23 protein-coding genes and 1 tRNA gene are annotated in these 22,450 nt (G+C 63.6%); 12 read left to right on the forward strand and 12 right to left on the reverse strand.

Translation table 11 applies throughout. The features are described 5' to 3' along the window. Positions 1 to 196: 196 nt before the first annotated feature. Positions 197 to 1,126: an EamA family transporter gene (locus tag P0D96_RS10560; protein ID WP_132373768.1), complete on the forward strand. Its 930-nt coding sequence runs from the start codon at positions 197 to 199 to the stop codon at positions 1,124 to 1,126. 27 nt (positions 1,127 to 1,153) lie between these two features. Here the strand turns inward: P0D96_RS10560 and P0D96_RS10565 are convergent, their stop codons facing one another. Then, on the reverse strand, positions 1,154 to 3,211 hold the full coding sequence (locus tag P0D96_RS10565; RefSeq protein WP_408313340.1) for an oxidoreductase: 2,058 nt from the start codon (positions 3,209 to 3,211) through the stop codon (positions 1,154 to 1,156). 361 nt (positions 3,212 to 3,572) lie between these two features. Between P0D96_RS10565 and P0D96_RS10570 the strand changes: the two genes are divergently transcribed. Next, positions 3,573 to 4,367, forward strand: a complete 795-nt coding sequence (locus P0D96_RS10570) for a DUF4397 domain-containing protein (RefSeq protein ID WP_132373770.1) — start codon at positions 3,573 to 3,575, stop codon at positions 4,365 to 4,367. A 316-nt stretch (positions 4,368 to 4,683) separates the two neighbouring features. Here P0D96_RS10570 and P0D96_RS10575 read toward each other — a convergent pair whose 3' ends face one another. Both P0D96_RS10575 and P0D96_RS10580 read right to left on the reverse strand, forming a co-directional pair. Beyond that, a complete protein-coding gene (locus P0D96_RS10575) occupies positions 4,684 to 4,818 on the reverse strand; it encodes an entericidin A/B family lipoprotein (protein ID WP_091792786.1) in 135 nt (44 codons plus the stop codon). Positions 4,819 to 5,053: 235 nt separating this feature from the next. Beyond that, positions 5,054 to 6,523 (reverse strand): sensor histidine kinase, encoded by a 1,470-nt coding sequence (locus tag P0D96_RS10580; RefSeq protein WP_408180115.1) that lies wholly within the window; start codon positions 6,521 to 6,523, stop codon positions 5,054 to 5,056. Between the two features lie 243 nt (positions 6,524 to 6,766). On the opposite strand from P0D96_RS10580, the gene P0D96_RS10585 reads away from it, so the two are divergent. From P0D96_RS10585 to P0D96_RS10605, 5 genes are all read left to right on the forward strand, one after another. Continuing rightward, the gene (locus P0D96_RS10585) at positions 6,767 to 6,943 is read left to right on the forward strand and encodes a DUF1328 domain-containing protein (protein ID WP_132373772.1); all 177 of its coding nucleotides are present in this window, start codon (positions 6,767 to 6,769) and stop codon (positions 6,941 to 6,943) included. Positions 6,944 to 7,053: 110 nt separating this feature from the next. Then, the gene (locus P0D96_RS10590; protein WP_006052455.1) at positions 7,054 to 7,215 is read left to right on the forward strand and encodes a DUF1328 domain-containing protein; all 162 of its coding nucleotides are present in this window, start codon (positions 7,054 to 7,056) and stop codon (positions 7,213 to 7,215) included. Between the two features lie 100 nt (positions 7,216 to 7,315). After that, on the forward strand, positions 7,316 to 7,888 hold the full coding sequence (locus tag P0D96_RS10595) for a ferritin-like domain-containing protein (protein WP_132373773.1): 573 nt from the start codon (positions 7,316 to 7,318) through the stop codon (positions 7,886 to 7,888). A gap of 254 nt (positions 7,889 to 8,142) precedes the next feature. Then, the gene (locus tag P0D96_RS10600) at positions 8,143 to 8,775 is read left to right on the forward strand and encodes a response regulator (protein WP_408290308.1); all 633 of its coding nucleotides are present in this window, start codon (positions 8,143 to 8,145) and stop codon (positions 8,773 to 8,775) included. Between the two features lie 20 nt (positions 8,776 to 8,795). Beyond that, positions 8,796 to 9,224 carry a response regulator gene (locus P0D96_RS10605; protein WP_408180116.1) on the forward strand — a complete coding sequence of 143 codons (429 nt, stop codon included), beginning with the start codon at positions 8,796 to 8,798 and terminating at the stop codon, positions 9,222 to 9,224. A gap of 21 nt (positions 9,225 to 9,245) precedes the next feature. On the opposite strand, the gene P0D96_RS10610 is transcribed toward P0D96_RS10605, so the two are convergent. Then, positions 9,246 to 10,445 (reverse strand): MFS transporter, encoded by a 1,200-nt coding sequence (locus P0D96_RS10610; RefSeq protein WP_408290311.1) that lies wholly within the window; start codon positions 10,443 to 10,445, stop codon positions 9,246 to 9,248. A 213-nt stretch (positions 10,446 to 10,658) separates the two neighbouring features. Here P0D96_RS10610 and P0D96_RS10615 point away from each other — a divergent pair, with 213 nt between their 5' ends. Beyond that, entirely contained in the window at positions 10,659 to 11,144 is a 486-nt protein-coding gene (locus P0D96_RS10615) for a DUF2569 domain-containing protein (RefSeq protein ID WP_408180118.1), read from the forward strand. A gap of 10 nt (positions 11,145 to 11,154) precedes the next feature. On the opposite strand, the gene P0D96_RS10620 is transcribed toward P0D96_RS10615, so the two are convergent. From P0D96_RS10620 to P0D96_RS10645, 6 genes are all read right to left on the reverse strand, one after another. Continuing rightward, positions 11,155 to 11,982, reverse strand: a complete 828-nt coding sequence (locus tag P0D96_RS10620) for a phosphodiesterase (protein WP_408180119.1) — start codon at positions 11,980 to 11,982, stop codon at positions 11,155 to 11,157. A gap of 45 nt (positions 11,983 to 12,027) precedes the next feature. Continuing rightward, positions 12,028 to 13,074 (reverse strand): ABC transporter ATP-binding protein, encoded by a 1,047-nt coding sequence (locus P0D96_RS10625; protein WP_408180120.1) that lies wholly within the window; start codon positions 13,072 to 13,074, stop codon positions 12,028 to 12,030. Beyond that, positions 13,071 to 13,973 carry an ABC transporter permease gene (locus P0D96_RS10630; RefSeq protein WP_408313342.1) on the reverse strand — a complete coding sequence of 301 codons (903 nt, stop codon included), beginning with the start codon at positions 13,971 to 13,973 and terminating at the stop codon, positions 13,071 to 13,073. Before P0D96_RS10630 ends, P0D96_RS10625 begins: the two co-directional genes overlap by 4 nt. 44 nt (positions 13,974 to 14,017) lie before the next feature. Beyond that, positions 14,018 to 14,842 (reverse strand): ABC transporter permease, encoded by an 825-nt coding sequence (locus P0D96_RS10635; RefSeq protein WP_408180121.1) that lies wholly within the window; start codon positions 14,840 to 14,842, stop codon positions 14,018 to 14,020. Then, complete coding sequence (locus P0D96_RS10640; RefSeq protein WP_408180125.1) at positions 14,839 to 15,828, reverse strand: ABC transporter substrate-binding protein; 990 nt, start codon at positions 15,826 to 15,828, stop codon at positions 14,839 to 14,841. Before P0D96_RS10640 ends, P0D96_RS10635 begins: the two co-directional genes overlap by 4 nt. A gap of 241 nt (positions 15,829 to 16,069) precedes the next feature. Further along, positions 16,070 to 17,140 carry a LacI family DNA-binding transcriptional regulator gene (locus P0D96_RS10645; RefSeq protein WP_408313344.1) on the reverse strand — a complete coding sequence of 357 codons (1,071 nt, stop codon included), beginning with the start codon at positions 17,138 to 17,140 and terminating at the stop codon, positions 16,070 to 16,072. A gap of 183 nt (positions 17,141 to 17,323) precedes the next feature. Here P0D96_RS10645 and P0D96_RS10650 point away from each other — a divergent pair. Continuing rightward, positions 17,324 to 17,408: transfer RNA gene (locus tag P0D96_RS10650), tRNA-Leu, on the forward strand. A gap of 170 nt (positions 17,409 to 17,578) precedes the next feature. On the opposite strand, the gene P0D96_RS10655 is transcribed toward P0D96_RS10650, so the two are convergent. Further along, positions 17,579 to 18,082, reverse strand: coding sequence for a DUF1643 domain-containing protein (locus P0D96_RS10655; RefSeq protein ID WP_408282991.1), 504 nt, complete (start codon positions 18,080 to 18,082; stop codon positions 17,579 to 17,581). A 77-nt stretch (positions 18,083 to 18,159) separates the two neighbouring features. Here P0D96_RS10655 and P0D96_RS10660 point away from each other — a divergent pair, with 77 nt between their 5' ends. From P0D96_RS10660 to P0D96_RS10670, 3 genes are read left to right on the forward strand one after another with little or no spacing between them, the layout of a single operon-like run. Continuing rightward, positions 18,160 to 18,468, forward strand: a complete 309-nt coding sequence (locus P0D96_RS10660) for a hypothetical protein (RefSeq protein ID WP_132373785.1) — start codon at positions 18,160 to 18,162, stop codon at positions 18,466 to 18,468. 36 nt (positions 18,469 to 18,504) lie between these two features. Further along, positions 18,505 to 19,446, forward strand: coding sequence for a hypothetical protein (locus tag P0D96_RS10665; RefSeq protein WP_408313346.1), 942 nt, complete (start codon positions 18,505 to 18,507; stop codon positions 19,444 to 19,446). 19 nt (positions 19,447 to 19,465) lie between these two features. Next, positions 19,466 to 19,969, forward strand: coding sequence for a M48 metallopeptidase family protein (locus P0D96_RS10670; RefSeq protein WP_408313348.1), 504 nt, complete (start codon positions 19,466 to 19,468; stop codon positions 19,967 to 19,969). 10 nt (positions 19,970 to 19,979) lie between these two features. On the opposite strand, the gene P0D96_RS10675 is transcribed toward P0D96_RS10670, so the two are convergent. Continuing rightward, positions 19,980 to 22,295: an FdhF/YdeP family oxidoreductase gene (locus P0D96_RS10675; protein ID WP_408313350.1), complete on the reverse strand. Its 2,316-nt coding sequence runs from the start codon at positions 22,293 to 22,295 to the stop codon at positions 19,980 to 19,982. Positions 22,296 to 22,450 lie beyond the last annotated feature (155 nt).

Below are 22,450 nucleotides of genomic sequence, written 5' to 3' on the forward strand. Positions count from 1 at the left end.
GCGTGTTCGCCGTGGCCCGATTTCTACCGATCGCCGCGGCGTTGTGGCCCCATTGGCCATCTATCGTCCTTCCGTTCCACCGACATGTCCGCCAGCCTCGCCCGTCAGACCGCATCGCCGATGCGGTGTCCGCCATCCCGCAGCAGGGTCTTCAGCGGGGGCGCAGCACCTCGAGCGGCATGGGCGGGTTGAACGCATGTCGCTGCAACTCCCCAATCTTTTTTCGCGTGGTTTCCCGATCCGTTTGCCGCAGTCGCGCAACGGGCAGATCGCGCTCGCGCTCGCCGTCGTCTATCTCGTATGGGGTTCGACGTATCTCGCCGTGCACGTCGCGCTGGGTTCGTTTCCGCCGCTGCTGCTCTCGGGGCTGCGCAATCTGTTCGCCGGCATAGGGCTGTTCGTGTTCGCGGCGCGCCGCAAGCCAGTCTGGCCGAGCGCCGCCGAAATCCGCAATGCCGGCCTCGTCGGCACCATGCTGGTCGGTTTGTCGAGCGGCATGCTCGCCTATGGGATGCGCACCGTCGGCACCGGCACCGCGGCGGTCATGGTCGCGACCGTGCCGTTGTTCGCGACGGTGATTGCGGCGGTGGCGGGGCGCAAGATCGGCCGCGGCGAGTGGTTCGCGGTCGGCCTCGGTCTGGTCGGCATTGCGATTCTCAGCCACGGCGACAGCGCGCCCGGCTCGGCCGGCGGCAGTCTGGCGATCCTGTGCGGCGCGCTTTTCTGGGCGGGCGGTGCGCATCTGGCCGGGCGTCTGAAGCTGCCCTCTGACCTGTTTCTCTCGACGTCGCTGCAAATCGGCCTGGGCGGCGCGATGTCGACGCTGGTCGCATGGGTCTCGGGCGAGCGGATGCTCGAGGTGCATTTCCTGCCGGTGCTGGCGTTCATCTACCTGATGCTGATCGGGACGATGGCCGCCTACGTCGCGTACGGTTTTCTGATCCGGCACACCAGCCCGATCATCGCCAGCAGCTGCATGTACGTGAATCCGGTGGTGGCCGTAGCGCTCGGCGCGCTGTTGCTCGGCGAGCCGGTGACTCACTCCACGGTGATCGCGACCATTGTGATTCTGACGAGCGTGGGGCTGTCTTTCTGGCTCGATTACCGGAAGAAGGGACTCGCCTGAGTTTCGCTTGAAGCGGGCGACGGCCTGTTACAGCGCCGCCGCCACTTCCGCGCCTTCGCGAATCGCGCGCTTTGCGTCCAGTTCGGTCGCTACCTTCGCACCGCCGATCACGTGATAGCGCGGACCGTTACCCTGATCCGCCTTTCTCACCTTCGCGTCCGCTGCCGTCTGCGGATGCAGATCGCGCAGCGATTCCTGGCCCGCGCACACGACGATCGTGTCCACTTCCAGCCATTCCTCGACGCCTTTACGCGCGATCTTCAAGCCGCGCGCGCTGATCTCCCGATACGACACACCGTCGAGCATCTTCACACCGTTTCTCGCCAACGTCGCGCGATGCACCCAGCCGGAAGTCTTGCCGAGTCCCATACCAAGCTTGCCGGCCTTGCGCTGCAATAGCCAGATTTGCCGCGGCGGCTGGGTCGGCGCGGGCGGCTTGAGGCCACCGCGTTCCCGCACGGCCAGATCGACACCCCATTCGTCGAGCCACGCGTCACGGGGCATCGGCAGCGGCTCGCCCGCGCGATGCAGCAGAAACTCGCTGACGTCGAAGCCGATGCCGCCCGCGCCGATCACGGCGACGCGCTGGCCGACCGGCGCGCCGCGCAGCACGTCGACATAAGACAGCACGTTCGGCCCGTCGATGCCGGCAATCGCCGGCCGCCGCGGCACGATGCCGGTGGCGATGATCACGTCGTCGTAAGCGCCGGCGGCGAGCAGCGCGGGATCGACGCGCGTGTCGAGGCGCACGTCGACGCGGTGTCGCTGCAACTGGCTCTGAAAATAGCGGATCGTCTCGCTGAACTCTTCCTTGCCCGGCACGCGCATCGCCAGATTGAACTGGCCGCCGATCGTTGCGCTCGCATCGAACAGTGTCACGCGATGCCCACGCGCGGCCGCCACCGTCGCCGCAGACAATCCCGCCGGACCCGCGCCGACGACCGCGATCGAACGCGCGGCCCGCGTTCCGGCGACCGGCCGGTAGATCAGTTCGGTTTCGCACCCCGCGCGCGGATTGACGAGGCACGTCGCGCGCTGGTTCTTGAACGTGTGATCGAGACAGGCCTGATTACAGGCGATACAGGTGTTGATTTCATGCGTGCGTCCTTCGGCCGTCTTCACGACGAACTCGGGATCGGCCAAGAGCGGCCGCGCCATCGATACCAGATCGCCAGCGCCCTGTGCGAGCAGTGCTTCGGCGACGTCGGGCGTATTGATGCGGTTCGACACGATCACCGGCACCTTGACCGCGGCCTTCAATCGCGCGCTCAGCGTGGCGAAGGCGGCGCGCGGCACCGAGGTCACGATGGTCGGTACCCGCGCTTCGTGCCAGCCGATGCCGGTGTTGAACATCGTCACGCCGGCGGCTTCCAGCGCCTGGGCGACCTGTACGGTTTCGTCCCACGTATTGCCACCTTCCACCAGATCGATCAGCGAGATCCGGTACACGACGATAAAGCGTTCGCCGCACACCGCGCGCACCCGCTCGACGATCTCGCGCGCGAGCCGCATCCGGTTTTCGATGCTGCCGCCGTAGGCGTCGGTGCGCCGATTGGTGCGCGGGCAGAGGAACTGGTTGAGCAGATAGCCTTCGCTGCCCATGATCTCGATGCCGTCATAGCCCGCGCGTTGAGCGAGGCGCGCGCAGCGCGCGTAGTCGCGCACGGTCTTCGCAATGCCGGCGATGCTCAGCGCGCGCGGCTTGAACTTCGAGATCGGCGATTTGATCGCGGACGCGGATACGACGAACGGTTGATAGCCATAGCGGCCCGCATGCAGGATCTGTAGCGCGATCTTGCCGCCTTCGGCATGCACGGCCTCGGTCAACTTCCGGTGATTGCGCAGATCAAGCACGGAATTCAGCGTGCCGCCGAACGGCAACAGCCAACCCTCGCGATTCGGCGAGATGCCGCCGGTGACGATCAGGCCGACGCCGCCCTTCGCGCGCTCGCGGAAATACGCGGCCAGCTTCGGGTAATTCCAGAAGCGGTCCTCCATGCCGGTGTGCATCGAACCCATCACCACGCGGTTGCGCAAGCGAGTGAAGCCGAGGTCGAGTTCGGCGAGTAAGTGTTGGTAAGACATGCGGAGGACCATGTAAGTATTGGGCGCGCACGAACAATACACCGCCCGGCGTGCCATCCCTCCGAGGAAAAATTCTAATCCTCGCAACTCGTTGCTCCGTAAGACATTCTTCAGCCGCCACCAGCCATATCGAAGCCCGCGGCACACGCATTGCTCGAAGCGAACGTCCATCGACACGGACCGCGCCGTTCGGAAAAGTGGCGCGATGTGCAGCAGGGATAGGAGGGGTGCTCATTTCGCAGAGCTGGCCTGAACCGTTCGTATGACCAACGAACAAGGTGCCGGACGGCGTGTTGTGCGAAGCGGGACGTCCGCAAAATCAATGGGCCGCGAGCCCGACAAATCAATAAAGGTGAACATAATGAAACTGATCCGAACCATGGTGGCGATGGCTGCCGTTGCATCCGTTCTAAGCGCGTGCGGTGGCGGTTCTGACGACGTAGGCAAGGAGCTCGGGCTGACCAATCCGGAGATCCATTTCATCCATGCGATTCCCAGCGGCCCGGCAGTCGACTTTCTCGTGAATGGCACTGCGCCCTCGGGACAGACGAACATCAGCTATAAAGGTGTGACGAACCTCACCAATATCAACACGGGCGCGACCACGGTCGCTTACTCGGCGACCGGTACGACGACGGCGCTCGCGAGCGGCAGCTTTCCCGATGTCGCGAAGGGCCACGAATATACCGTGCTCGCATTGCCGGGTTTGGCTGCGCCGGACATCGGCCTGATCGACGATCCGTTCGACAAGGGTCTGCTCTCGAATAGCGCGCGTCTGCGCGGCTTCAACGCGTCGGCGAACGCGACCAACCTCGACCTGTATCTGGTCCAGTCCACTTCCACCGACATCGCCAACGTCTCGCCGACGATGGCCGGTGTGGCCTTCAAGAACGCGGTGCCGGCGAGCGGCCAGGATTCGATCTACGTGTCCGGCGGCACCTACGTGCTGATCGCGACCGCGGCGGGCAGCAAGACGCCGATCTTCCAGTCGCCGGCCTTCACGTTGTCGAACAATGCCGACTGGCTGGTGACGTCGGTGCCGATCGCCGGTGCGCTGAGCCAGCTCGTGCCGGGTCAGATCCATCTGCTGGTCGCGCAGAACGGCAACACGCAAACGCCGAGCGTCGAATTGACGAATACGCTGAACGGGCAATAAGGGCTGACGGAAGCGCGAACAGCCGCGCTAACAAAAGCGCACTCAATAGGCGGCAAGTCCTGGGGAGGACGGGGCGGCGATCCACGCGAGTGGGTCGCCGTTTTGTTTGCGGCTTTGGCAAACAGATGCGGCTTTGGCAATCAACCGTAGCTCAGACAAAGACCCGCGGCTTCAGCAAACTCCCGCGAGGAAACCAAGAAGAAACGCCAAAGCGAGCGCACAAAAAAACCCGCCACGGTTTCCCGCGACGGGCTCTCACAATCCTGCAATCCAGGCGCAGCAAAGCGTCCGGCGTCTGCTTGGTTTTTTACGCTGCTTACTTGGCCTTTTCAGCCGAGTTCGTGATGGCGTCGCCACCCTTCGAAATATCCTGCCCAGCCCCCGCCATCGTGTTGCAACCGGCGAGCGCAGCTGTCCCTGCAATGAGAAGCAAAGCGATCAGTCGATTCATGAAAGTTCTCCTTGTCGAGAATGCATTGGTTGACGTGCCCATGTTGTACGGCACGCGCCAGCTGAGCTAGCTGTCGTCCGACCGGGGCTTACGCCAGTCGATCCGGTCTGATTGCATGGTAAAAAAAGGGCGGGGGCGGCGCTGTCGGCTGGGCTGCGATTTTCTTGTAGGCGTGCTCCGGTGTTTGCGTCGGTGCACTCCTACAAGCCTGCCGGCAGCGTGCCGCAAGCCCGTCCTAGACGGAGGTGCGCGAAGGCGTCGCCGGCGGCAGATCGATCGAGGGCGTCGCGGTGCTGACGCTCGGCATCTCCACGTGGATGTCGGTGCCGTTCGGCACGCCGCGCCGGATATCGAAGCGCCCACCATGCGCGGCGACCCGCTGGCGCATGCCCAGCAGCCCGTGCGTGTGCGTGCGCTTCAGATCGGCCGGCATGATGCCGACGCCGTTATCGGCGATATGCAGCGCCACCTGGCCGTCGCCGACCTGCAAGGCGATCGATACCTTCGACGCTCGCGCGTACTTGGCGGCGTTCGTGAGCGACTCCTGCGCGACGCGGAACAGCGCGATCTCCGTTTGCTCGTCGAGCTTGATGTCGTCGGCGGGCAGATGCAGTTCGAGCGTCCAGTTGTTGCGCTGCGCGGCTTCGTCGGCGAGCGTGCGCAAGGCGGTGACGAGCCCGAAGTTGGCCAGCACCGTAGGCCGCATGTCTTCGATGATGCGGCGCTTGAGCGCAATGCCCTGGTCGAGATTGGCGAGTGCCCGCTTGAGTTTCTCGGAGATGTCCGGCTCGCTGTCCTTCAGCTTGCGGTTGGCCCACGCCACGTCCATTTTGCTCGCCGTCAGAATCGCGCCGAGTTCGTCGTGCAGCTCGCGCGCGAGCTGGGTTTTCTCGTTTTCGCTGACCGCCTGCAAGTGCCAGCCGAGCGCTTCGAGCTGCCGGGTGCGTTCGTTGACGAGCTGGTCGAGGCCTTCCTGTTGTGTGATCAATTGACGCTGCACGCGTGCCTGACGATCGATCTGAATGCCGAGATTGCGAAACAGCAGAATGAACAGCACGATGTTCAGCGCCGAGAGGCCCGCTGCGCACAGCGTGGAGATGCGCTGATCGCCGCGGCTCGCGGCCAGCGCGTGTTGCGCGCGGCGTTCCTCGTTGTCGCGCAGCAGCGAGAGCGTGCTGTCCACCAGCGACGCGTCGGCCGGACTGGCCTCGCTCGCGCTGCCACAGGCGGACAGATCGAGCGGATGCGGCGCCGCACGCTGCAGCGCGGACGCGCCCGCGCCGATACGCGCCTCGATCAGTCCAAGAATCTGCGTGAAGCTGGCGAGCTCGGCGCTGTCGGCTTTGCCGCCGCGGTAGAAGCGGTTCAACTGCTGTTCGCTCTGGCGGATGCGCACGGCGGTCGCACAGAACTCGTGCGCGGCGGCGTCCTGCTTCGTCAGAAGAAAATCGCTTTGCTGGGCGCTTAGGCGCGATAACTGGCTTGCGAGCGTGCTCAGTTGCACGGTGACGTCGCGCGCTTCGAGCGCGGTCTCGTACTCGGCGGCAATGCGCTGGCGCGCGGTCTCGAGAATCACGAGGCCGCCCACGGTAATCACGATCGCCACCGTCATGGCGATCGCCCAGCTGCGATTGCGCATCCAGTCGCTCAGCCGGGTGGCGGCCCCAGGATTGCCCGCGTCCGGCACGTTCTGCACATTTGGCACATTCGGCTCCTCTGATGGGGCATCAGTGTAACGTCCGCCGCGTTCGGCGACGGTGCCGCTCTCGCGCGGCCGTCGCGGCGCAGCACGCGGCGGTGGTGTGGTGGACACGCTCACCGTAACGCTGCCGTAATCCAATGTAAGCGGATTCTCACACGAAAACCGGCGTGCGTCGGAATGCGCCTCGCGTCGCTGATCGATAGGATGGACCTGATCGTTCAATCAATGTTTCGGGAGGAAGCCATCATGCTGAAATGGGCGTTGTTCTTCGCCGTCATCGCGGTGATCGCCGGTCTTCTCGGCTTTACCGGTGTAGCGGCGGGCGCGGCGGCGATCGCGAAGTTCCTGTTCATCGTGTTTGTGATTCTGTGCGTGGTGTTCCTCGTGCTGGGGTTCGTAGTGACGAAAAAGATCGTCGATTAGCGCTGCTCAAATGAGGAAGTCGCGAGCCGCGCCTTCGAAGCTTCGAGAACGGTTCGCCAGTCGACGTCGTACGCCAATGCCACGCAGATACAACAAGAAGGAGAGTCGCCATGCTTCACTATGCCATTGTCTTTTTCGTGATTGCGATCATCGCCGCCGTGTTCGGCTTTACCGGCATCGCGGCGGGTGCGGCCGAAATTGCAAAGATCCTGTTCTACATTTTCCTCGTCGTATTCGTGGTTACGCTGCTGCTCGGCGTATTCCGAACGTAGACGGGTGGTCATTCGCAGCAATGATCCCTTGTGCCGGCGCATCAGGCGCGATTCGTGCGTGATGCGCAGTTCCCCCAATACCGGATAAAGGAGAAATTCAATGTCGAAATCACCTGGCGCCCAGGGCGCGGCATCTCAATCTCGCGATCCGTTCGTGATGGACCTTAAAAAGATCCGCGAAGACGCACGCAAGCACATGTCCGACGGTCCGGTCACGCAAACCTATGGCGCGGATCGCGAGACGGTGCTGAAGCTGTGCAACGACGCTCTGGCCACCGAAATCGTCTGCGTGCTGCGCTACAAGCGGCACCACTTCATGGCGAAGGGCATCAACTCCGAGGCCGTGGCGGCGGAGTTCGCCCAACATGCCGCAGAGGAACAGCAACACGCCGACAGCATTGCCGAGCGGATCGTGCAACTCGGCGGCGAGCCGGATTTCGCGCCGGACGGTTTGAAGACGCGCTCGCATTCGGAATACAAGGAAGGCGACAATCTCACGGACATGATCAAGGAGAACCTGATCGCCGAGCGGATTGCGATCGACACGTACCGCGAGATCATTCGCTATCTCGGCGAGAAGGACGTGACCACGCGTCGTATGTTCGAAGATATTCTCGCCGTCGAAGAGGAGCATGCCGACGATATGGCGGATTTGCTGGCTGGCCGTGAGTAAGCGGCGGCGCAAAAAAACGTAGAAGCGAAGACCCTGCAGAAGGACCGTAACAAAACGGCGAGCGGCGGCTCCGTACATCACGGCCCGCTTAGCCGGCTCAGGCAGCGCGGCGGACGGCGCAGCGGACGCGGGTAGGTCTGGAAGTTTCCCGCGCCGGCATGCGCCGCCCGGTTTTCCAAATCCGGCAGACGCCATGCCGGAGATCATTACAATGTCTGCTTTGGAGCGATTCCATTGCACGGACACCTAAACCGATGATTCGAGTGTTGATAGCTGACGACCATGCGATCGTCCGAGGTGGCTTCAGACAGTTCGTCGCTGACGAGCCGGATATGTGCGTCGCGGCCGAAGCGGCCACCGGCGACGAAACCATCAGCCTCGTGCGCGAACAGGCCTTCGACGTGGTGCTGCTCGACATCGCGATGCCGGACAAGAACGGCATCGACACCTTGCGCGTGATCAAGCAGGTGCGCCCTGAACAGGGCGTGCTGATTCTGTCGGGCTACCCGGAGAGTCAGTACGCGATCAATTTGCTGCGCGCGGGCGCGAATGGTTATCTGAACAAGGACTGCGAGCCCGAGGAGATCGTGCGGGCGATTCGCGCGGTGGCGCGCGGGCATCGCTATCTCTCCGAGGCGGTCGCCGACACGCTCGCCGACAATCTCGACAAGCCGGCCGCGGGGCGTCCGCACGAAGCGCTCTCCGAGCGCGAATTCCAGATTTTCTGCAAGCTCGCGGCGGGGCAGATTCCCACCGAGATCGCGGAGGAATTGCATTTGTCCGTGAAGACGGTGAGCACTTACCGGGCTCGCGTGCTGGAGAAAATGCGGTTGGCGAACAATGCCGATCTGACTTATTACGCGATCAAGAACGGCTTGATCGAATAATGGACGATCGAGATATTCCGATGAACAGCGAATCGAACCCTGTTGCCGAGCCAGCCCAACACACGCCGTTGCGTGTGTTGCTGATCGAGGATTCGCCGCTGATCCGCAGAAGTCTCGTGGAAACGATCGACGCCTCCGGCCTGCTGAAAGTCGCCGCATACGCGGATTCCGCGGATCAGGCTATCGCCCTGTTGAGCGACGAATCTTTCGACGCGGTGATCGTCGACTTGCAGTTGAAGCAGGGCTCGGGCGTGCCGGTCCTCGCTTATTTGCAGCGTGAAGGATTGATCGACAAGGTGTTCGCCGCGGTGCTGACCAATCACGCGTTGCCCGCGTATCGTGAGCGCTGTGAGCAATATGGCGTGCGCCACTTTTACGACAAGTCGTTCGAATTCGACCGCGTAATCGACGCGTTGCACGAATACGCGTCCGCGCGAAGCAGCAAATAAGCGCTTCGCGCAACTGCCGCGTTAGCTGTTCGCGCGCGCGGGAAGCGCTAGATGATTCCACGCCGAGAGCCCCGCGAATACGATCCCGGCCACACTCACACCGATCCATCCAAACGCCGGCCAGACCGCTGCGCCGACGGCGGAGCCGAGTGCTCCGCCAATGAAATACGCCACCATGTACACCGTGTTCACGCGGCTGCGCGCGTCCGGCTTGAGTGCGTAGATGCGCGACTGATTGGAAATCTGCGCGGCCTGCACGCCGATATCGAGAATGATCACGCCGACTACGAGGCCCGCAATGCTCGTCGCCGATGCGCCGAATACGACGAACGAAATCGCCACCAGCACGATCGAAAGAGTGATGATCGCGCGCGGTCCGCGTCGATCGGAAAACTTGCCGGCGAGCGGGGCGGCCATCGCGCCGGCCGCGCCGACGATGCCGAATAGCCCGGCCGCCTGCGGCCCGAGATGAAACGGCGCGCCCGCCAATAGCAAGGCCAGCACCGACCAGAAGATGCTGAACGCCGCGAACAGGCCCGCGCCGGTGAGCGAAGCTTCGCGCAGTTCGCGAAGCTCGACGATCAGATGCCACATCGAGACCAGCAGCTTGCCATAGGGCAGCGTCGACGTCGGCTGGCTTTTCGGCAGACGCGCCATGATGACGGCCGCCAGCACCAGCAACGCGACCACGGACGCGCCGAAGACCGCGCGCCAGCCGAAATATTCGGCGATCACGCCCGAGGCCGTCCGCGCCAGGAGAATCCCCAGCAGCAAACCGCTCATCACCATGCCGACCGCGTGGCCGCGTTCGGACGGCGGCGCGATTTCCGCCGCGAACGGCACTGCTTGCTGCGCGATGGTGCCGAGCACGCCGATCGCCAGACTCGCGACGATCAGCACGGTCAGCGTCGGCGCCGCGGCTGCCACGACCAGCGCGACGCAAATGGCGGCGATCTGCAACAGGATCAGACGGCGCCGGTCGAAACGATCGCCGAGCGGCGCAAGCAGCAGCATGCCGGCCGCGTAGCCGAGTTGCGTGACGGCCGGTACCGCGCCGACCCACGACGCGCTGCGCGGGAATGATTGGCGGAAGTCGTCGAGCAGCGGCTGGTTGTAATAGATGTTCGCAACCGAGACACCGGCGATGGTGGCGAGCAGAAACAGCAGGCCGCGCAACGACCGGTCGGCGGAAGCGGGGGTGGACGCGTTGGAAGTGGACATGAGAGGGGACTGTCGACGGACCGGCCCATGCGCGGTCCTCAAGCGTGCCGATCATACCGGAGCACGGCGGATCGTGCTGACGGCGGCGGGCGGAGCGACAAGGCGGACACCGATCGCTTGAGAATGCCTTGCCGACAAAATGAGATGGTCGTTCGGCTTTCGTTCGTAGAATCGGCGCGCCTTTAACCGACCGACGACTACTAGAACGACTCCATGACCTCGATCACGAAACACGAACCTCGACGCATCGGCGGCTCGCTGCTCGTCGCCCTGATTTGCCTCGCGGCGTGGGCGCTCCATACGGCAATCGCGATGCGCGATCCGCTCAAACTCATGCTCGAATGGGAAGTGCTGGCCGTGTTCGCGCGGCCCGAAACGCACGGCTGGTATCGCACCGTGATCGCGATGGTGGGCTGCGACGTGCTCACGGGCGTGTTCGTCGTCGCGGGCATCGGCTGGCTGGCGCTGCTTGCGTGGCGCAAGTCGGCGCGTTTTACCGTGCATGTCCAGGCGTGGCTGCTGGCGATTGTCGTGTTGCGCACCGGTGCATATCTGCTCGGCGATTACATGACGCACGCAGCCGGCGTCGACATCACCATTCCATACGACGGCTTCATTCAGGCTCTCGTGGCGGCCGCGCTCGGGATTCCGTATTTCAGGTCGTCCCGGCGCGTGCATGAGACGTTTATCGGCGCGTGAGCCGTGCGCGTCAATCGATCAGATCGCCCTCGGGCTCGTAGAACGGATACGGGCCATCGGTTTTTTCCACATACGCGTGGTGCGTGACGATGCCGGTCGCCGTGTCGTAGCGATGCAGCGCGTACGCGGGCGGTTCCATCATGAACGCCGACGGCGCATCCTCGCGCAGATCGAGCGCGACCTGATGCGCGGGCGCCGGCACCGCGGACGCGATCGTGCCGCCGAAACGCACGAACATCGGCCGGTGCACATGCCCGCAGATCACCCGCTCCACGTTCGGATAACGCGCGATCAACGCCGCGAGTCTGTCGGCGGCGGTGGGATCGAGCCGCAAATCGTCCATGTGCCCGATGCCGCACGCAAACGGCGGATGATGCAACGCGACCACCGTTGGTTTGCCTTGGGCCGCGTCGAGTTGCGAGGCGAGCCACGCGAGCCGCGCGTCGCACAGCGTGCCGGCGCTTTGGCCCGGCACCATCGAATCGAGCGCAATGATTCGCAGCGGGCCGACATCGACCGCGTATTGCACGAACTCGCCGCCGCTCGCCAATTCCTTGCGATCGGGAAACGCGGCGCGCAGCGCAGCGCGTTCGTCGTGATTGCCGACCAGCATGAAATAGGGGATCTCCAGCGGCGCGAGCAGTGTTTTGAGGTGCTCGTACTGTTCCGGATCACCTTGATCGACGAGGTCGCCGGTCATGATCACCGCGTCGGGACGCGGTTCGAGCGCATTGAGGGCGGCGACGCAGCGCGCGAGATAGGCGCCGGTGTCGACGCGGCGGTAAGCGAGCGCACCGGGCCGTTTGATATGCAGGTCGCTAATTTGAGCCAGCAGCATGGGGATGTCCTTGTTATAGCGCGCCATTGAAACAGCGCGGCGTCATTACGATAGCGCAATCAGCGCGTCCTGCGCGATGGAAATGCCGACCGGCGTGCCGCGCGCCAATTCCACGCGACCGGCCACGTCGATCAGCAACGCATCCGGCGCGGCGCCGCCGACCGTCAGACGCGTGCGTTCGCCGAGAAACGCGGTGCTTTCGATGTGGCCGCGCAATTGCGCATGAGCCGGATCGGCAAGATAAGCGTCTTCCGGGCGGAAGAAAATCTCGTGCGCCGAGTTCGCGTGCGTCGAGCCCGCGGGCAGCGGCACGGCGCCGCCGGTGGTCGTCAGCATGCCGTCGCGCCGCTCGCCCGCAAGCCGGTTGATCGTGCCGACAAACTGCGCGACCGTCCGGTTGGCGGGGCGGTAGTAGATCTCACGCGGCGAGCCGATCTGCTCGATGCGCCCCGCGCTCATCACGACGATGCGGTCGCCCAGTTCCATCGCTTCGGCCTGATCGTGCGTGACGTAGACGGTCGTGATGCCCAACTCGCGCAGCAGCGTGTTCATCTCGCTGCGCAAGGCGTCGCGCAAACGGGCGTCGAGCGCCGTCAAAGGTTCGTCGAGCAGCAGCACGCGCGGCTGCACGGCGAGCGCGCGAGCGAGCGCCACACGCTGACGCTGGCCGCCGGAAAGCTGATCGATCGGTTTGTCGGCGTGAGCGGTGAGACGCATCATGCCGAGCAATTCGTCGACGCGTTGCCGCGCCGTCTCAGTGGGCACGCGTTTGATCTTCAAACCGTAGCCGATGTTGCCGCGTACCGTCAGATTCGGAAACAGCGCGTAGCTCTGGAACACCATGCCGACCTGGCGCTTTTCGATCGGCAGGGCAGTGACATCGTCGTCGCCGAACGCGATGCGGCCGCCGGCATCCGGTGTTTCCAGACCCGCTATCATGCGCAGCGTCGTGGTCTTGCCGCAGCCGGACGGGCCGAGCAGCACCAGCGTTTCGCCGGCGTCGATATGCAGGTCGAGCGGTTCGAGCACGCGCGTGCCGCGAAACGTTTTGGCGCACTGCGTCAGCGTGATGGGAACGGAAGCGAGTTTCATGGCGTGATGGACTTCGAAGGAGATGCAGCGGCGCGTTTTTTCGCCGCACTGCGCTGGCCGGTCGCATCGACGCCGAGCCATTGCATGGCGACGAGCAGAGGCATCGTCATGATGAAAAACAGAATCGTATAGGCGCTGCCGATCTCGATGCGCAACGACGCGTAGGTGTCGGCGAGACCGACCGGCAGCGTCTTGGTATCGGGCGTGTGCAGCATCCACGTGAGGTTGAACTCGCCGATCGAAAGCGTCAGCACCGCCAGCGCGCCGGCCACGATGCCGGGCCGCGCGTTCGGCAGCACGATCGTCACGAAGCGCTGCAGGAAGCTCGCGCCGAGACTCGCCGCGCCTTCCTCGAGCGTGCGCAGATCGCTGCTCGCGCACACCGCGGCGACTGCCCGCACCATGAACGGCAGTGTAAACACCACATGCCCGACGACGATGAACGCCACGCTCATGCGGAACATCGTGAAGCCGCCGTAGACCACCAGCAGTGCGAGCGCGGACGCGAGCCCGGGCAGCGCGATCGGCAGCACCAGAAACTCTTCGATGATGCGCGAGAGCCGCGTCTTGCTGCGCGCGAGCACGTAGCCCGCGGGCACGCCGGTCAGCAGCGTGATGAGCAGGGTCGCTGCGGCCACTTCGAGCGAGAGAAACACCGAGCCGTGATACTGCGTCCACACTTCGCCGAGCCAGCGCAGCGTGAGTCCGCTGGAGACGCCCTTGAAGTAGTTGACGGTCAGGCCCGCCATGATCGACATGACGACCGGCACGATCAGGAACGCGCACAGCAGCAGCGTGACGGCCCATTGACCGGCTGCGAGCCACGTCCTCGTATCCCACATCCGCAAGCGTGAGCGCGGCTTGGTGGACGGTTGCAGAGAGGCGGTGACGAAATTCATTGGAGCGTTATCCGGTTGCGAAACCCCAGGTTTTGAAACGCCGCTCATGCGCTTGCCGCCACGGCCGAACCGCTCACGCTGCGCGCCAACGCCAGCACGGCCCACGTCACGATGCCGAGCACGATGGAGAGGCCCGCGGCTGTCACCATGTTCGCGTTGAGGGTGAACTCGGTGTAGATGGTCATTGGCAGCACGTCGATGTCGGTGGCGAGCGTGAAGGCGGTGCCGAACGCGCCCATCGCGGTGGCGAAGCACACCGCGCCCGCCGCGATCAGCCCGGGCGACAACGCGGGCAACACGATGTCGCGCGTGATGCGCCACGGCGACGCGCCGAGCGAACGCGCGGCTTCTTCGAGCGACGCGTCGAGCTTGGTCGCCGAGGCCATCACGGTGACGATCACGCGCGGAATGGAGAAGTACAGGTAGCCGAGAAAAAGGCCGCTCATCGAATACGCGAACACCCAGCGGTCGCCCGTGAGTTTGAGCGAAAGCGCGCCGATCAGCCCCTGGCGTCCCGCCAGCATGATGACCATGAAGCCGACCACCACGCCGGGAAACGCCAGCGGAAAAGTAAGCAAGGCAAGCAGCGTGCGTTTCAAAGGAAACTCGCGACGCGCCAGCAGTAGACCCGCGATCACCGAGAGCACCAGCGTCGCCGCCGTGACCGCCGCGGACAACAGCACGGTCGCGCCGAGGCTCGACATGTAGCGCGGATTCATCAGCATCGCGCGATAGGTGGCGAACGCGTGGCCGTCGCCGCTCAGCTGGGCGAGCGCGCCCATGGGCAGCAGCCAGAAGGCGATGAACACCGCCAGCGCCGGCGCGATCAACGCGATGCGCCAGCGCAGCGGGAACGTGACGTCGTTCAATGCATCACCTGCAGATAACGCTCGCCGAAGCTCGACTGCTTCTCGGCCATCTTGCCGAAGTCCACCGGTTTGGCGCGCGCATAGTCGCTGGCCGGCAGGAATTTCGCGGCGGTTTCCGGGCTCATCGCGTTCGCGCGCACCGGACGCAGATAGGCTTCGGCCCACAGCTTCTGGCCTTCGTCGGAGAGCACGAAGTCGAGCACCTTCTTGCCGTTCGCTTCGTGCGGCGCACCCTTCACGAGACTCATCACGTACGGCACGGAGATCGTGCCTTCCTTCGGAATCACGAATTCGACATTCGCGTGATCCTTGTACTTCGCGCGATAGGCGTCGAAATCGTAGTCGAGCAGGATCGGAATTTCACCGGACATGACGCGCGCATAGGCGGTCTGCTTCGGCACGATCGGCGCGTTGGCCTTCAGCTTGCGAAACCAGTCGAGGCCCGGCTCGAAGTTATCGAGCGTGCCGCCGAGCGCCTGATTCACCGCGACCGCGCCCGCATAGCCGACGAACGCGCTCGACGGATCGAGGTAGCCGATCATGCCTTTGTACTCAGGCTTGAGCAGGTCGGCCCAGGAGCGCGGCACGGGCTTGCCTTCGAGCGCGTCCTTGTTGACGAAAAAGCCCAGCGTGCCCGAGTGGATCGAGAACCAGTAGCCTTGCGGGTCTTTCATGTTGGCGGGAATGTCGTCCCAATGCGCGGGCTTGTACGGCTGGATCACGCCCTTGTCCTTCGCCTGGAAGGCCGACGAGACGCCGAGATACACGACGTCGGCAACCGGGCTCTTCTGCTCGGCCATCAGTTGCGCGATCGACTGGCCGGAGTTCTTGTTGTCGAACGGCACGCGAATGCCGGTCTTTTGCTGGATCGCCTTGATCTGGCTCGCCCAGTCGGCCCATTCAGGCGGGCAGTTGTAGCAGATCGCGGTTTCGTCGGCGCGGGCGGCTTGCGGTGCGATTGCGGCGAACGCGGCGGCGACCATCATGCCAGCCGACAGCGCGGCAGCCGTGGAGCGCGCGAGGCGGCGCCAGAGCGGTTTGATTGGCGAAGCGAATGGTTTGGAATAGCGGATCACTGCGGGTCTCCAGGAGAAGAAGCGAGCGGGTGGTTCGGGTTTTGGGGTGGGTGACTCAAAGTCGTCTTGCGGGGCAGCGTGTTAATCGTTTTCATGTCGGCACGCGTTGGTGCATAGCACGCGCGTTAGCCAATGGCGCTTGTGTGGCGCTTCAGGCGAACGGCCGCTCGGCGGATGTTGATGCACGCACAGGCATTGCGTCGTTGCGGTTCGAAATCGCCGCGATGGTGGCGCCCTGGCGCAAGCTGTGCGGCAAAGTCAGCGTGAGCGACGTTTCATTCAAGGCTTCGTAAGTGCCGGTGACGCGCGCCAGCAAACGCTGCCAGGCCGCGCAGCCGATTTCGCGATTCGGCGCGCAGATGCTGGCGAGCGCTGGCGACAGCAGTTCGCCCATGGCGAGGCCATCGAAGCCGAGAATCGACATGTCGTGGGGAATCTGCAGACGTGCGCGGCGCCGGCCGCGCATGACCACCATCGCCAGCAGGTCGTTGCTGCAGAAGAGGGCGCTGGGGCGGTTTGGGCCGCTCGTCAGATGGGCGAGCACCGAGGGCGACAGTTCCTCGGCGTTGAAATCGACCTCGAGCGCGGGCGCCGGCGTGAGGCCGGCTTGCTGCATCGCCTGTGAATAGCCGAGATGCCGCTGACGGGCGCGGTCGGACGCGGCCAGCGTGCCGGCCAGCATGAGGATGCGGCGATGGCCGTGGGCGATCAGCATGCGCACGCCGTCGTAGGCGGCCAAACGATTGTCCACCGAGACCGACGGACGACGCACCGTGTCGTTATGCATCAGCACGTAGAGCAGTCCCGCGCGGTCGAGTTCGTCGAGCAGCGGGTGCGTGTCGGCATCGGCGACCGTCAGGATCAGGCCTTCCACGCGGTGTTCGCGCAGCGTTTCGATGGCGTGGCGTTCGCGGTCGGCGTCGTACTGCGTGGTCATCAGCATGAGCCGGTAGCCCTGCGCCGAGGCGAGTTCGTCGATGCCTTGCAGGCACTCGGCGAACACCGGATTGGCGAGCGTCGGCAGGATCACGCCGATCAGGCGCGTGCGTTCGCCGCGCAATTGCCGCCCGAGCGGGCTGGGGCGGAAGTTCAGGGCGTCGATGGACTGACGCACCTTGTCGAGCGTGACCGGGTTGACGGTGTGCGGCGCGTTGATTGCGCGCGACACCGTGGCGATGGAGAAGCCGGCGTGGGCAGCGACATCTTTGATCGTAGGGATCATGGGTTTGCGCTCGGGTTGTAAACGTTTTCGTGAGCGGATTATCGGGAAGGTTTGTGACTTACGGATGACGCCGGTATTTGCCGATGCGGCGTGTGGAATGGGAGTGTGCGGGGCGGCGCCTGGGCGGTTTGGTACGCCCGGCGGGCAATGGTAGAATTCGCGTCCACACGCGGTTCGACCCCTGCCGGGGTGATGAAATTGGTAAACATAGCGGACTTAAAATCCGCCGCCTAACGGCTTGCCGGTTCAAGTCCGGTCCCCGGCACCAGCAGTCCCCGCAAGGGTTTCGGCCTGTTTGTGGCTTGGCCACAAATCCTTAGGGTGTGAGTTTTTTTGCCTTAGGCCGGATTCCAGGGCATTACCTGTATCCATTCGCTGTGCTGTACCACCGTCTGGCGGAAAAAGACCACGTCGCGCGATCAGCACGCCGGAGACGGGCTAGGTTCTAGTTTCCTGCCATTGCTGCGGACTCCATTCGGTCAGCGGCTGATCGGCACGCACGTAGAGCGGGTGGCGCGGCGAGCCGTTCTTCGTCGTGCCAAGACACCACAGGCGCGCGCCGGCATCACGCATGATGCTGACGACACAAGCGGCCCGCTCGGGCCTGGCATTCGAGCCCCATGCGCAAACCACGTCGCCGTACTCGCGGGCGAAGGTCCACAGGCAGTCGTCGTTGTCGGGGCCGACCGGATCAGGATGGGACCAAAGGGCGGCCGGATCTGTCGAGCGCAGCGCGTACAGGTTGGCGACTGCCAGGCCATTACAATCCCAGAGCTTTGCGAAGCCGCGGCATCGGCGAATGGTCGGATCGTCGAGCTGCGCGTCAGCGGTGCTCGGATTGAGCATCACGAATAGCGCGGTCGATTTCTCGGGCGACAACGATTCGGCAGCACGCATCAGCCAATAGCGATAGGTGCCGCACGAGCTGATAAAGGCGTTCACGATTTCACCTCCTGATCCACCGCAAAAGATGCGGCGCATAATGACGAAATCCATTTGTCAGGGTGATGGAGGTAAATGTGACTACTTTTGCTATCGATGCCATTCGCATCAACCCGGCCAGCGACAGGATCACCCACGTGCGCTGGGCTCCCGTCGACCCGTCGACGCGTGACTGGTTATCCCCCACGTCGATTGTCGAGGTGGCCGAAGTCGTCGCCGCGATCCGCCGGGGAGACGCTGTTTGGTCCCTTTTTACGCTCGGCGGCACTCGGTTTCTGGGGCCAAAAATTGTGCCTGTCTCCCACACCGACGGCCGCGATGGGATTGACACTGACGTCCCCGGCGATCATGTCGAAAAATGCATCGACGACCTGCCGCACGTTTGACCGCCTAGCTTAGGCCATCGACGATCAGCGTGCGCATTGCAGGAGCGCTTTTCTGCAATGGCCCGTTTCCGGGAGGCTCTGATGCGAGCCTCACTGTTCGATTTCGGTGACATTGATGCGATCACCTATATCGTGCAGGTGTCGCGGCTGGCTGAACGCATGCATACGCGCATTGACCTCGGGCATCTGCAGCCTTGGGGCGAGGACAGCATTGCCGTGATCAAAAGGGCGCTCGTGAGGGGGCCCATAGGGATACGGCGCAAGCATCCGACAACGTGCGATGCTGACGACGTCTACCAACTTGCGTTTCCCACCAAAACAACCCAACTCCATCGGAGAAGAATGATGGGCAATGAAAAATCGAAGCGCGCACGCCGCGCCGCCGAAAGCCTCTTCGGGGATTTGCCGACCAGCAGCAACACCACGGCCAGCCGGTCCTCGAATCCCTTCGGCAACGACCCCTTCGACAATCCCGCCAGCGTGACGCCGACAGGGAACGAACTCGTCGTGCTGCCGGCCCAGTTCGAACTGCCGCCCGGCTATGAAGACGCGGCGGCCATGCGCGATGCGCTCGCCCGCATCTGGCGCATGGACTGGATCAAGGTCGGGAAAGACGAATGCGTGGTCAGACTGCCAGTGGGTTGGCGCGCGGACAAGTCGGTGGACGGTGTTCTGCGAATCGAATCGGCGAGCGTCGTTCGTGCGCAGGGCCGCATCGTGGAGGGCGCCGCATTGCAGATCCTTCCGCGCTACTACCTGAAGGCGGAATTCCACGAGGCGAACGACCACTGCCGGATCGTCGTGCGGGATCGCGGCCGTAACAACAGCGTCCTGAAGGATTCGTTCTGGGATACGCGCAGTGGCCCGAACCATCCTCAGTGGAAGATCCTGTCCGACTGGCTGGACAAGGAATACCCGGATCATCGCGATCCGCTTCGGTATTGGGAAGATTGCGAAGACAATCGCCGCGGTGTTTGAGTAGGTGCCGACCAGAACCATGTCCCACCTGAAATACCTGAGCGGCTACCCTCCCGCGCTGCAAGAGAAAGTCAAGAAGCTGATCGCCGAAGATCAACTCGGCTCCTATCTCACGGCGCGCTATCCCAACACGCACGACGTGCAAACAGACAGAGCGCTGTACGCCTACTGCGCCGACCTGAAACGCGAGCACCTGCGCAGCGCGGACCAGATCGACAAGGTCACCTACGACAGCAAACTCGACGTCGTACGCCACGCACTAGGTCTGCATACGAGCATTTCCCGCGTGCAAGGCGGCAAGCTGAAGGCGAAGAAGGAAATCCGCATCGCCTCGCTGTTCAAATCGGCGGCGCCGGAATTTCTGAAAATGATCGTGGTGCACGAACTCGCTCATCTGAAGGAAAGCGACCACAACAAGGCCTTTTACCGACTCTGCGAGTTCATGCAACCGGGTTACCACCAGATCGAATTCGACTTGCGTCTTTACCTGACGCATCGCGCATTGGCGAAAAGCCAGACCTGATCGTCAAGCGTCACGCGGCAACCGCTTCAATCCCGGAAGCCTTCAACAAAACCGGAATCGACTTAGACGTCGGCGTTCCCGCGCCATCGGCGACCGACGACAGCGGCACGAGCGGATTCGTCTCCGGATAATAAGCGCCGAGACAACCGCGCGGAATGTCGTACTCCACGAGCAGAAAACCTTCGGCGTGACGCTCGATGCCGTCGGCCCACACGCTCGTGATATCCACGCGCTGTCCCGCCACGAAGCCGAGCATCGCGAGGTCGTCCTTGTTGGCGAACAAAACGCGACGCTGCCCATACACACCGCGATAGCGGTCGTCCAGACCGTAGATCGTCGTGTTGTACTGATCGTGCGAGCGCGTCGTCATCAACGTCATCAGCCGCTCGCCGTGTTCTTTGCGCGCTTGATGAATCGGCGTAGCCATATCGATCGCGTGCACCAGGAACTGCGCCTTGCCGCTCGGCGTCTTCCAGATCCGCTCGCGCGACGCCACGCCGAGGTGGAAGCCGCCAGGATTCTTCAACCGCTCGTTGTAGTCCGTGAAGCCCTCGATCACCTGCGCGATGCCGTCGCGGATCAGCGAGTAGTCCGCGGCCTGCGCAAGCCAATCCACTTTCTCGCTGCCGAGCGTCGCATGCGCCATGCGCGCCACGATCGCGATTTCCGACAGCAGATTCTCCGACGCCGGTTTGTTCATGCCGTACGAGATATGCACCATGCTCATCGAATCCTCGACGCTCACACCTTGCGCCACGCCGTTCTGCAGGTCGATTTCGGTGCGGCCGAGCGTCGGCAGAATCAGCGCGTCGCGTCCATGCACGAGGTGGCTGCGATTCAGCTTGGTCGTGATGTGCACGGTGAGGTCGCACGAACGCATCGCTTCCCATGTGCGCGGCGTATCGGGCGTCGCGATCGAGAAATTGCCGCCCAGGCCGATGAACACTTTCACCTTGCCGTCGAGCATCGCCTGAATCGTATTGACGACGTCGAGTCCGTGTTCGCGCGGCGGCTCGAAATCGTAGACTTCGCCGAGCCGGTCGAGAAACGCCTGGGTCGGCCTTTCTTCAATGCCGACCGTGCGGTCGCCTTGCACGTTCGAGTGCCCGCGCACCGGGCACAGGCCCGCGCCGCGCCGGCCGATGTTGCCGCGCATCATCATCAGGTTCGACAGGATCTGCACCGTCGGCACCGAATTCTTGTGCTGCGTGAGGCCCATGCCCCACGTCGAGATCACGGCGCGCCCCTTCACGTAGATGTCGGCGAGCTTCAGCACGTCTTCGAACGGCACGCCCGCTTCGGCGACGATCGTGTCCCAGTTTTCGGCGCGCAGGTCATCGGCGAACGCCTCGAAGCCCACGGTATGTTCGGCGATGAACGCGACGTCGAGCACGCGCTCAAGACCCGACGCCACAGCCTCATCGTCGAGTTCGATCACGCGCTTGGCGACGCCCTTGATCAGCGCGAAATCGCCGCCGACCTTCGGCCGGATGAACACGGAGCTGATCTTGGTGCTGCCCATCGTCAGCATTTCCACCGGATGCTGCGGGCTCGCAAAGCGCTCGAGGCCGCGTTCCTTCAGCGGATTGATCGACACGATGGTCGCGCCGCGTTTGGCGCACTCGCGCAATTCGCCGAGCATCCGCGGATGGTTGGTGGCCGGATTCTGGCCGAAGATCAGGAGCGTATCGGCGTGTTCGAAGTCGTCGAGCGTCACCGTGCCTTTGCCGATGCCGACCGTATGCGGCAAGCCGCGGCTGGTCGCCTCGTGGCACATGTTCGAGCAGTCGGGGAAGTTGTTGGTGCCGTACATGCGCACGAACAGCTGGTACAGGAACGCGGCTTCGTTGCTGGCGCGGCCCGAGGTGTAGAAGGCGGCGCGGTCCGGATCGTCGAGGCGCTTCAGGTGATCGGCGATCAGGTCGAACGCTTCGTCCCAGCCGATCGGCACGTAGCGGTCGCGCACGGCGTCGTAGACGAGCGGGTCGGTCAGGCGGCCGTGCTGTTCGAGTTCGAAGTCCGATTGCGTCATCAGTTCGGCAATGGTGTGTTGCTCGAAGAACGCCGGCGTCACGCGCTTGCTGGTCGCTTCGGCGGCCACGGCCTTCACGCCGTTTTCACAGAACTCGAAGGTGGATGCATGCTCGCGATCCGGCCACGCGCAGCCGGGGCAGTCGAAGCCGTCCGGCTGATTCTGCTTGAACAGCATGCGGTAGTCGCCGCCCGTCACCTTTTCCTTGATCAGGTTGATGGCGACGTACTTGAGCGCGCCCCAGCCTGCGGCAGGGTGCGTATAGGGTTCGATGCGAGCTTCGGGTTTCTTCATGATGTTGCCGCCGGATCGGGCTTGAACGAGGCTGTTGAGCCGATAGGTGCAAGCCTACTGTGTTCCAAAAAGGGCGCAGCATACAGAAAATTGGAAAGAGAAGGGATACAGTTGCGAGACTTTTGTCATAGACTGGCGTTCCAGCCCACGCTTCG

This window comes from Paraburkholderia sp. RL17-347-BIC-D (assembly GCF_046027915.1).
Taxonomy (GTDB): domain Bacteria; phylum Pseudomonadota; class Gammaproteobacteria; order Burkholderiales; family Burkholderiaceae; genus Paraburkholderia.

Excerpts from the sequence above, each read along its gene's own strand:
- P0D96_RS10565 (WP_408313340.1), bottom strand. The coding sequence starts at position 3,211 with ATGTCTTACCAACACTTACTCGCCGAACTCGACCTCGGCTTCACTCGC.
- P0D96_RS10640 (WP_408180125.1), bottom strand. The coding sequence starts at position 15,828 with ATGATGGTCGCCGCCGCGTTCGCCGCAATCGCACCGCAAGCCGCCCGC.
- P0D96_RS10585 (WP_132373772.1), top strand. The coding sequence starts at position 6,767 with ATGCTGAAATGGGCGTTGTTCTTCGCCGTCATCGCGGTGATCGCCGGT.
- P0D96_RS10645 (WP_408313344.1), bottom strand. The coding sequence starts at position 17,140 with ATGATCCCTACGATCAAAGATGTCGCTGCCCACGCCGGCTTCTCCATC.
- P0D96_RS10620 (WP_408180119.1), bottom strand. The coding sequence starts at position 11,982 with ATGCTGCTGGCTCAAATTAGCGACCTGCATATCAAACGGCCCGGTGCG.
- P0D96_RS10670 (WP_408313348.1), top strand. The coding sequence starts at position 19,466 with ATGTCCCACCTGAAATACCTGAGCGGCTACCCTCCCGCGCTGCAAGAG.
- P0D96_RS10575 (WP_091792786.1), bottom strand. The coding sequence starts at position 4,818 with ATGAATCGACTGATCGCTTTGCTTCTCATTGCAGGGACAGCTGCGCTC.
- P0D96_RS10570 (WP_132373770.1), top strand. The coding sequence starts at position 3,573 with ATGAAACTGATCCGAACCATGGTGGCGATGGCTGCCGTTGCATCCGTT.
- P0D96_RS10675 (WP_408313350.1), bottom strand. The coding sequence starts at position 22,295 with ATGAAGAAACCCGAAGCTCGCATCGAACCCTATACGCACCCTGCCGCA.
- P0D96_RS10615 (WP_408180118.1), top strand. The coding sequence starts at position 10,659 with ATGACCTCGATCACGAAACACGAACCTCGACGCATCGGCGGCTCGCTG.
- P0D96_RS10595 (WP_132373773.1), top strand. The coding sequence starts at position 7,316 with ATGTCGAAATCACCTGGCGCCCAGGGCGCGGCATCTCAATCTCGCGAT.
- P0D96_RS10590 (WP_006052455.1), top strand. The coding sequence starts at position 7,054 with ATGCTTCACTATGCCATTGTCTTTTTCGTGATTGCGATCATCGCCGCC.
- P0D96_RS10630 (WP_408313342.1), bottom strand. The coding sequence starts at position 13,973 with ATGAATTTCGTCACCGCCTCTCTGCAACCGTCCACCAAGCCGCGCTCA.
- P0D96_RS10605 (WP_408180116.1), top strand. The coding sequence starts at position 8,796 with ATGAACAGCGAATCGAACCCTGTTGCCGAGCCAGCCCAACACACGCCG.
- P0D96_RS10610 (WP_408290311.1), bottom strand. The coding sequence starts at position 10,445 with ATGTCCACTTCCAACGCGTCCACCCCCGCTTCCGCCGACCGGTCGTTG.
- P0D96_RS10560 (WP_132373768.1), top strand. The coding sequence starts at position 197 with ATGTCGCTGCAACTCCCCAATCTTTTTTCGCGTGGTTTCCCGATCCGT.
- P0D96_RS10625 (WP_408180120.1), bottom strand. The coding sequence starts at position 13,074 with ATGAAACTCGCTTCCGTTCCCATCACGCTGACGCAGTGCGCCAAAACG.
- P0D96_RS10600 (WP_408290308.1), top strand. The coding sequence starts at position 8,143 with ATGATTCGAGTGTTGATAGCTGACGACCATGCGATCGTCCGAGGTGGC.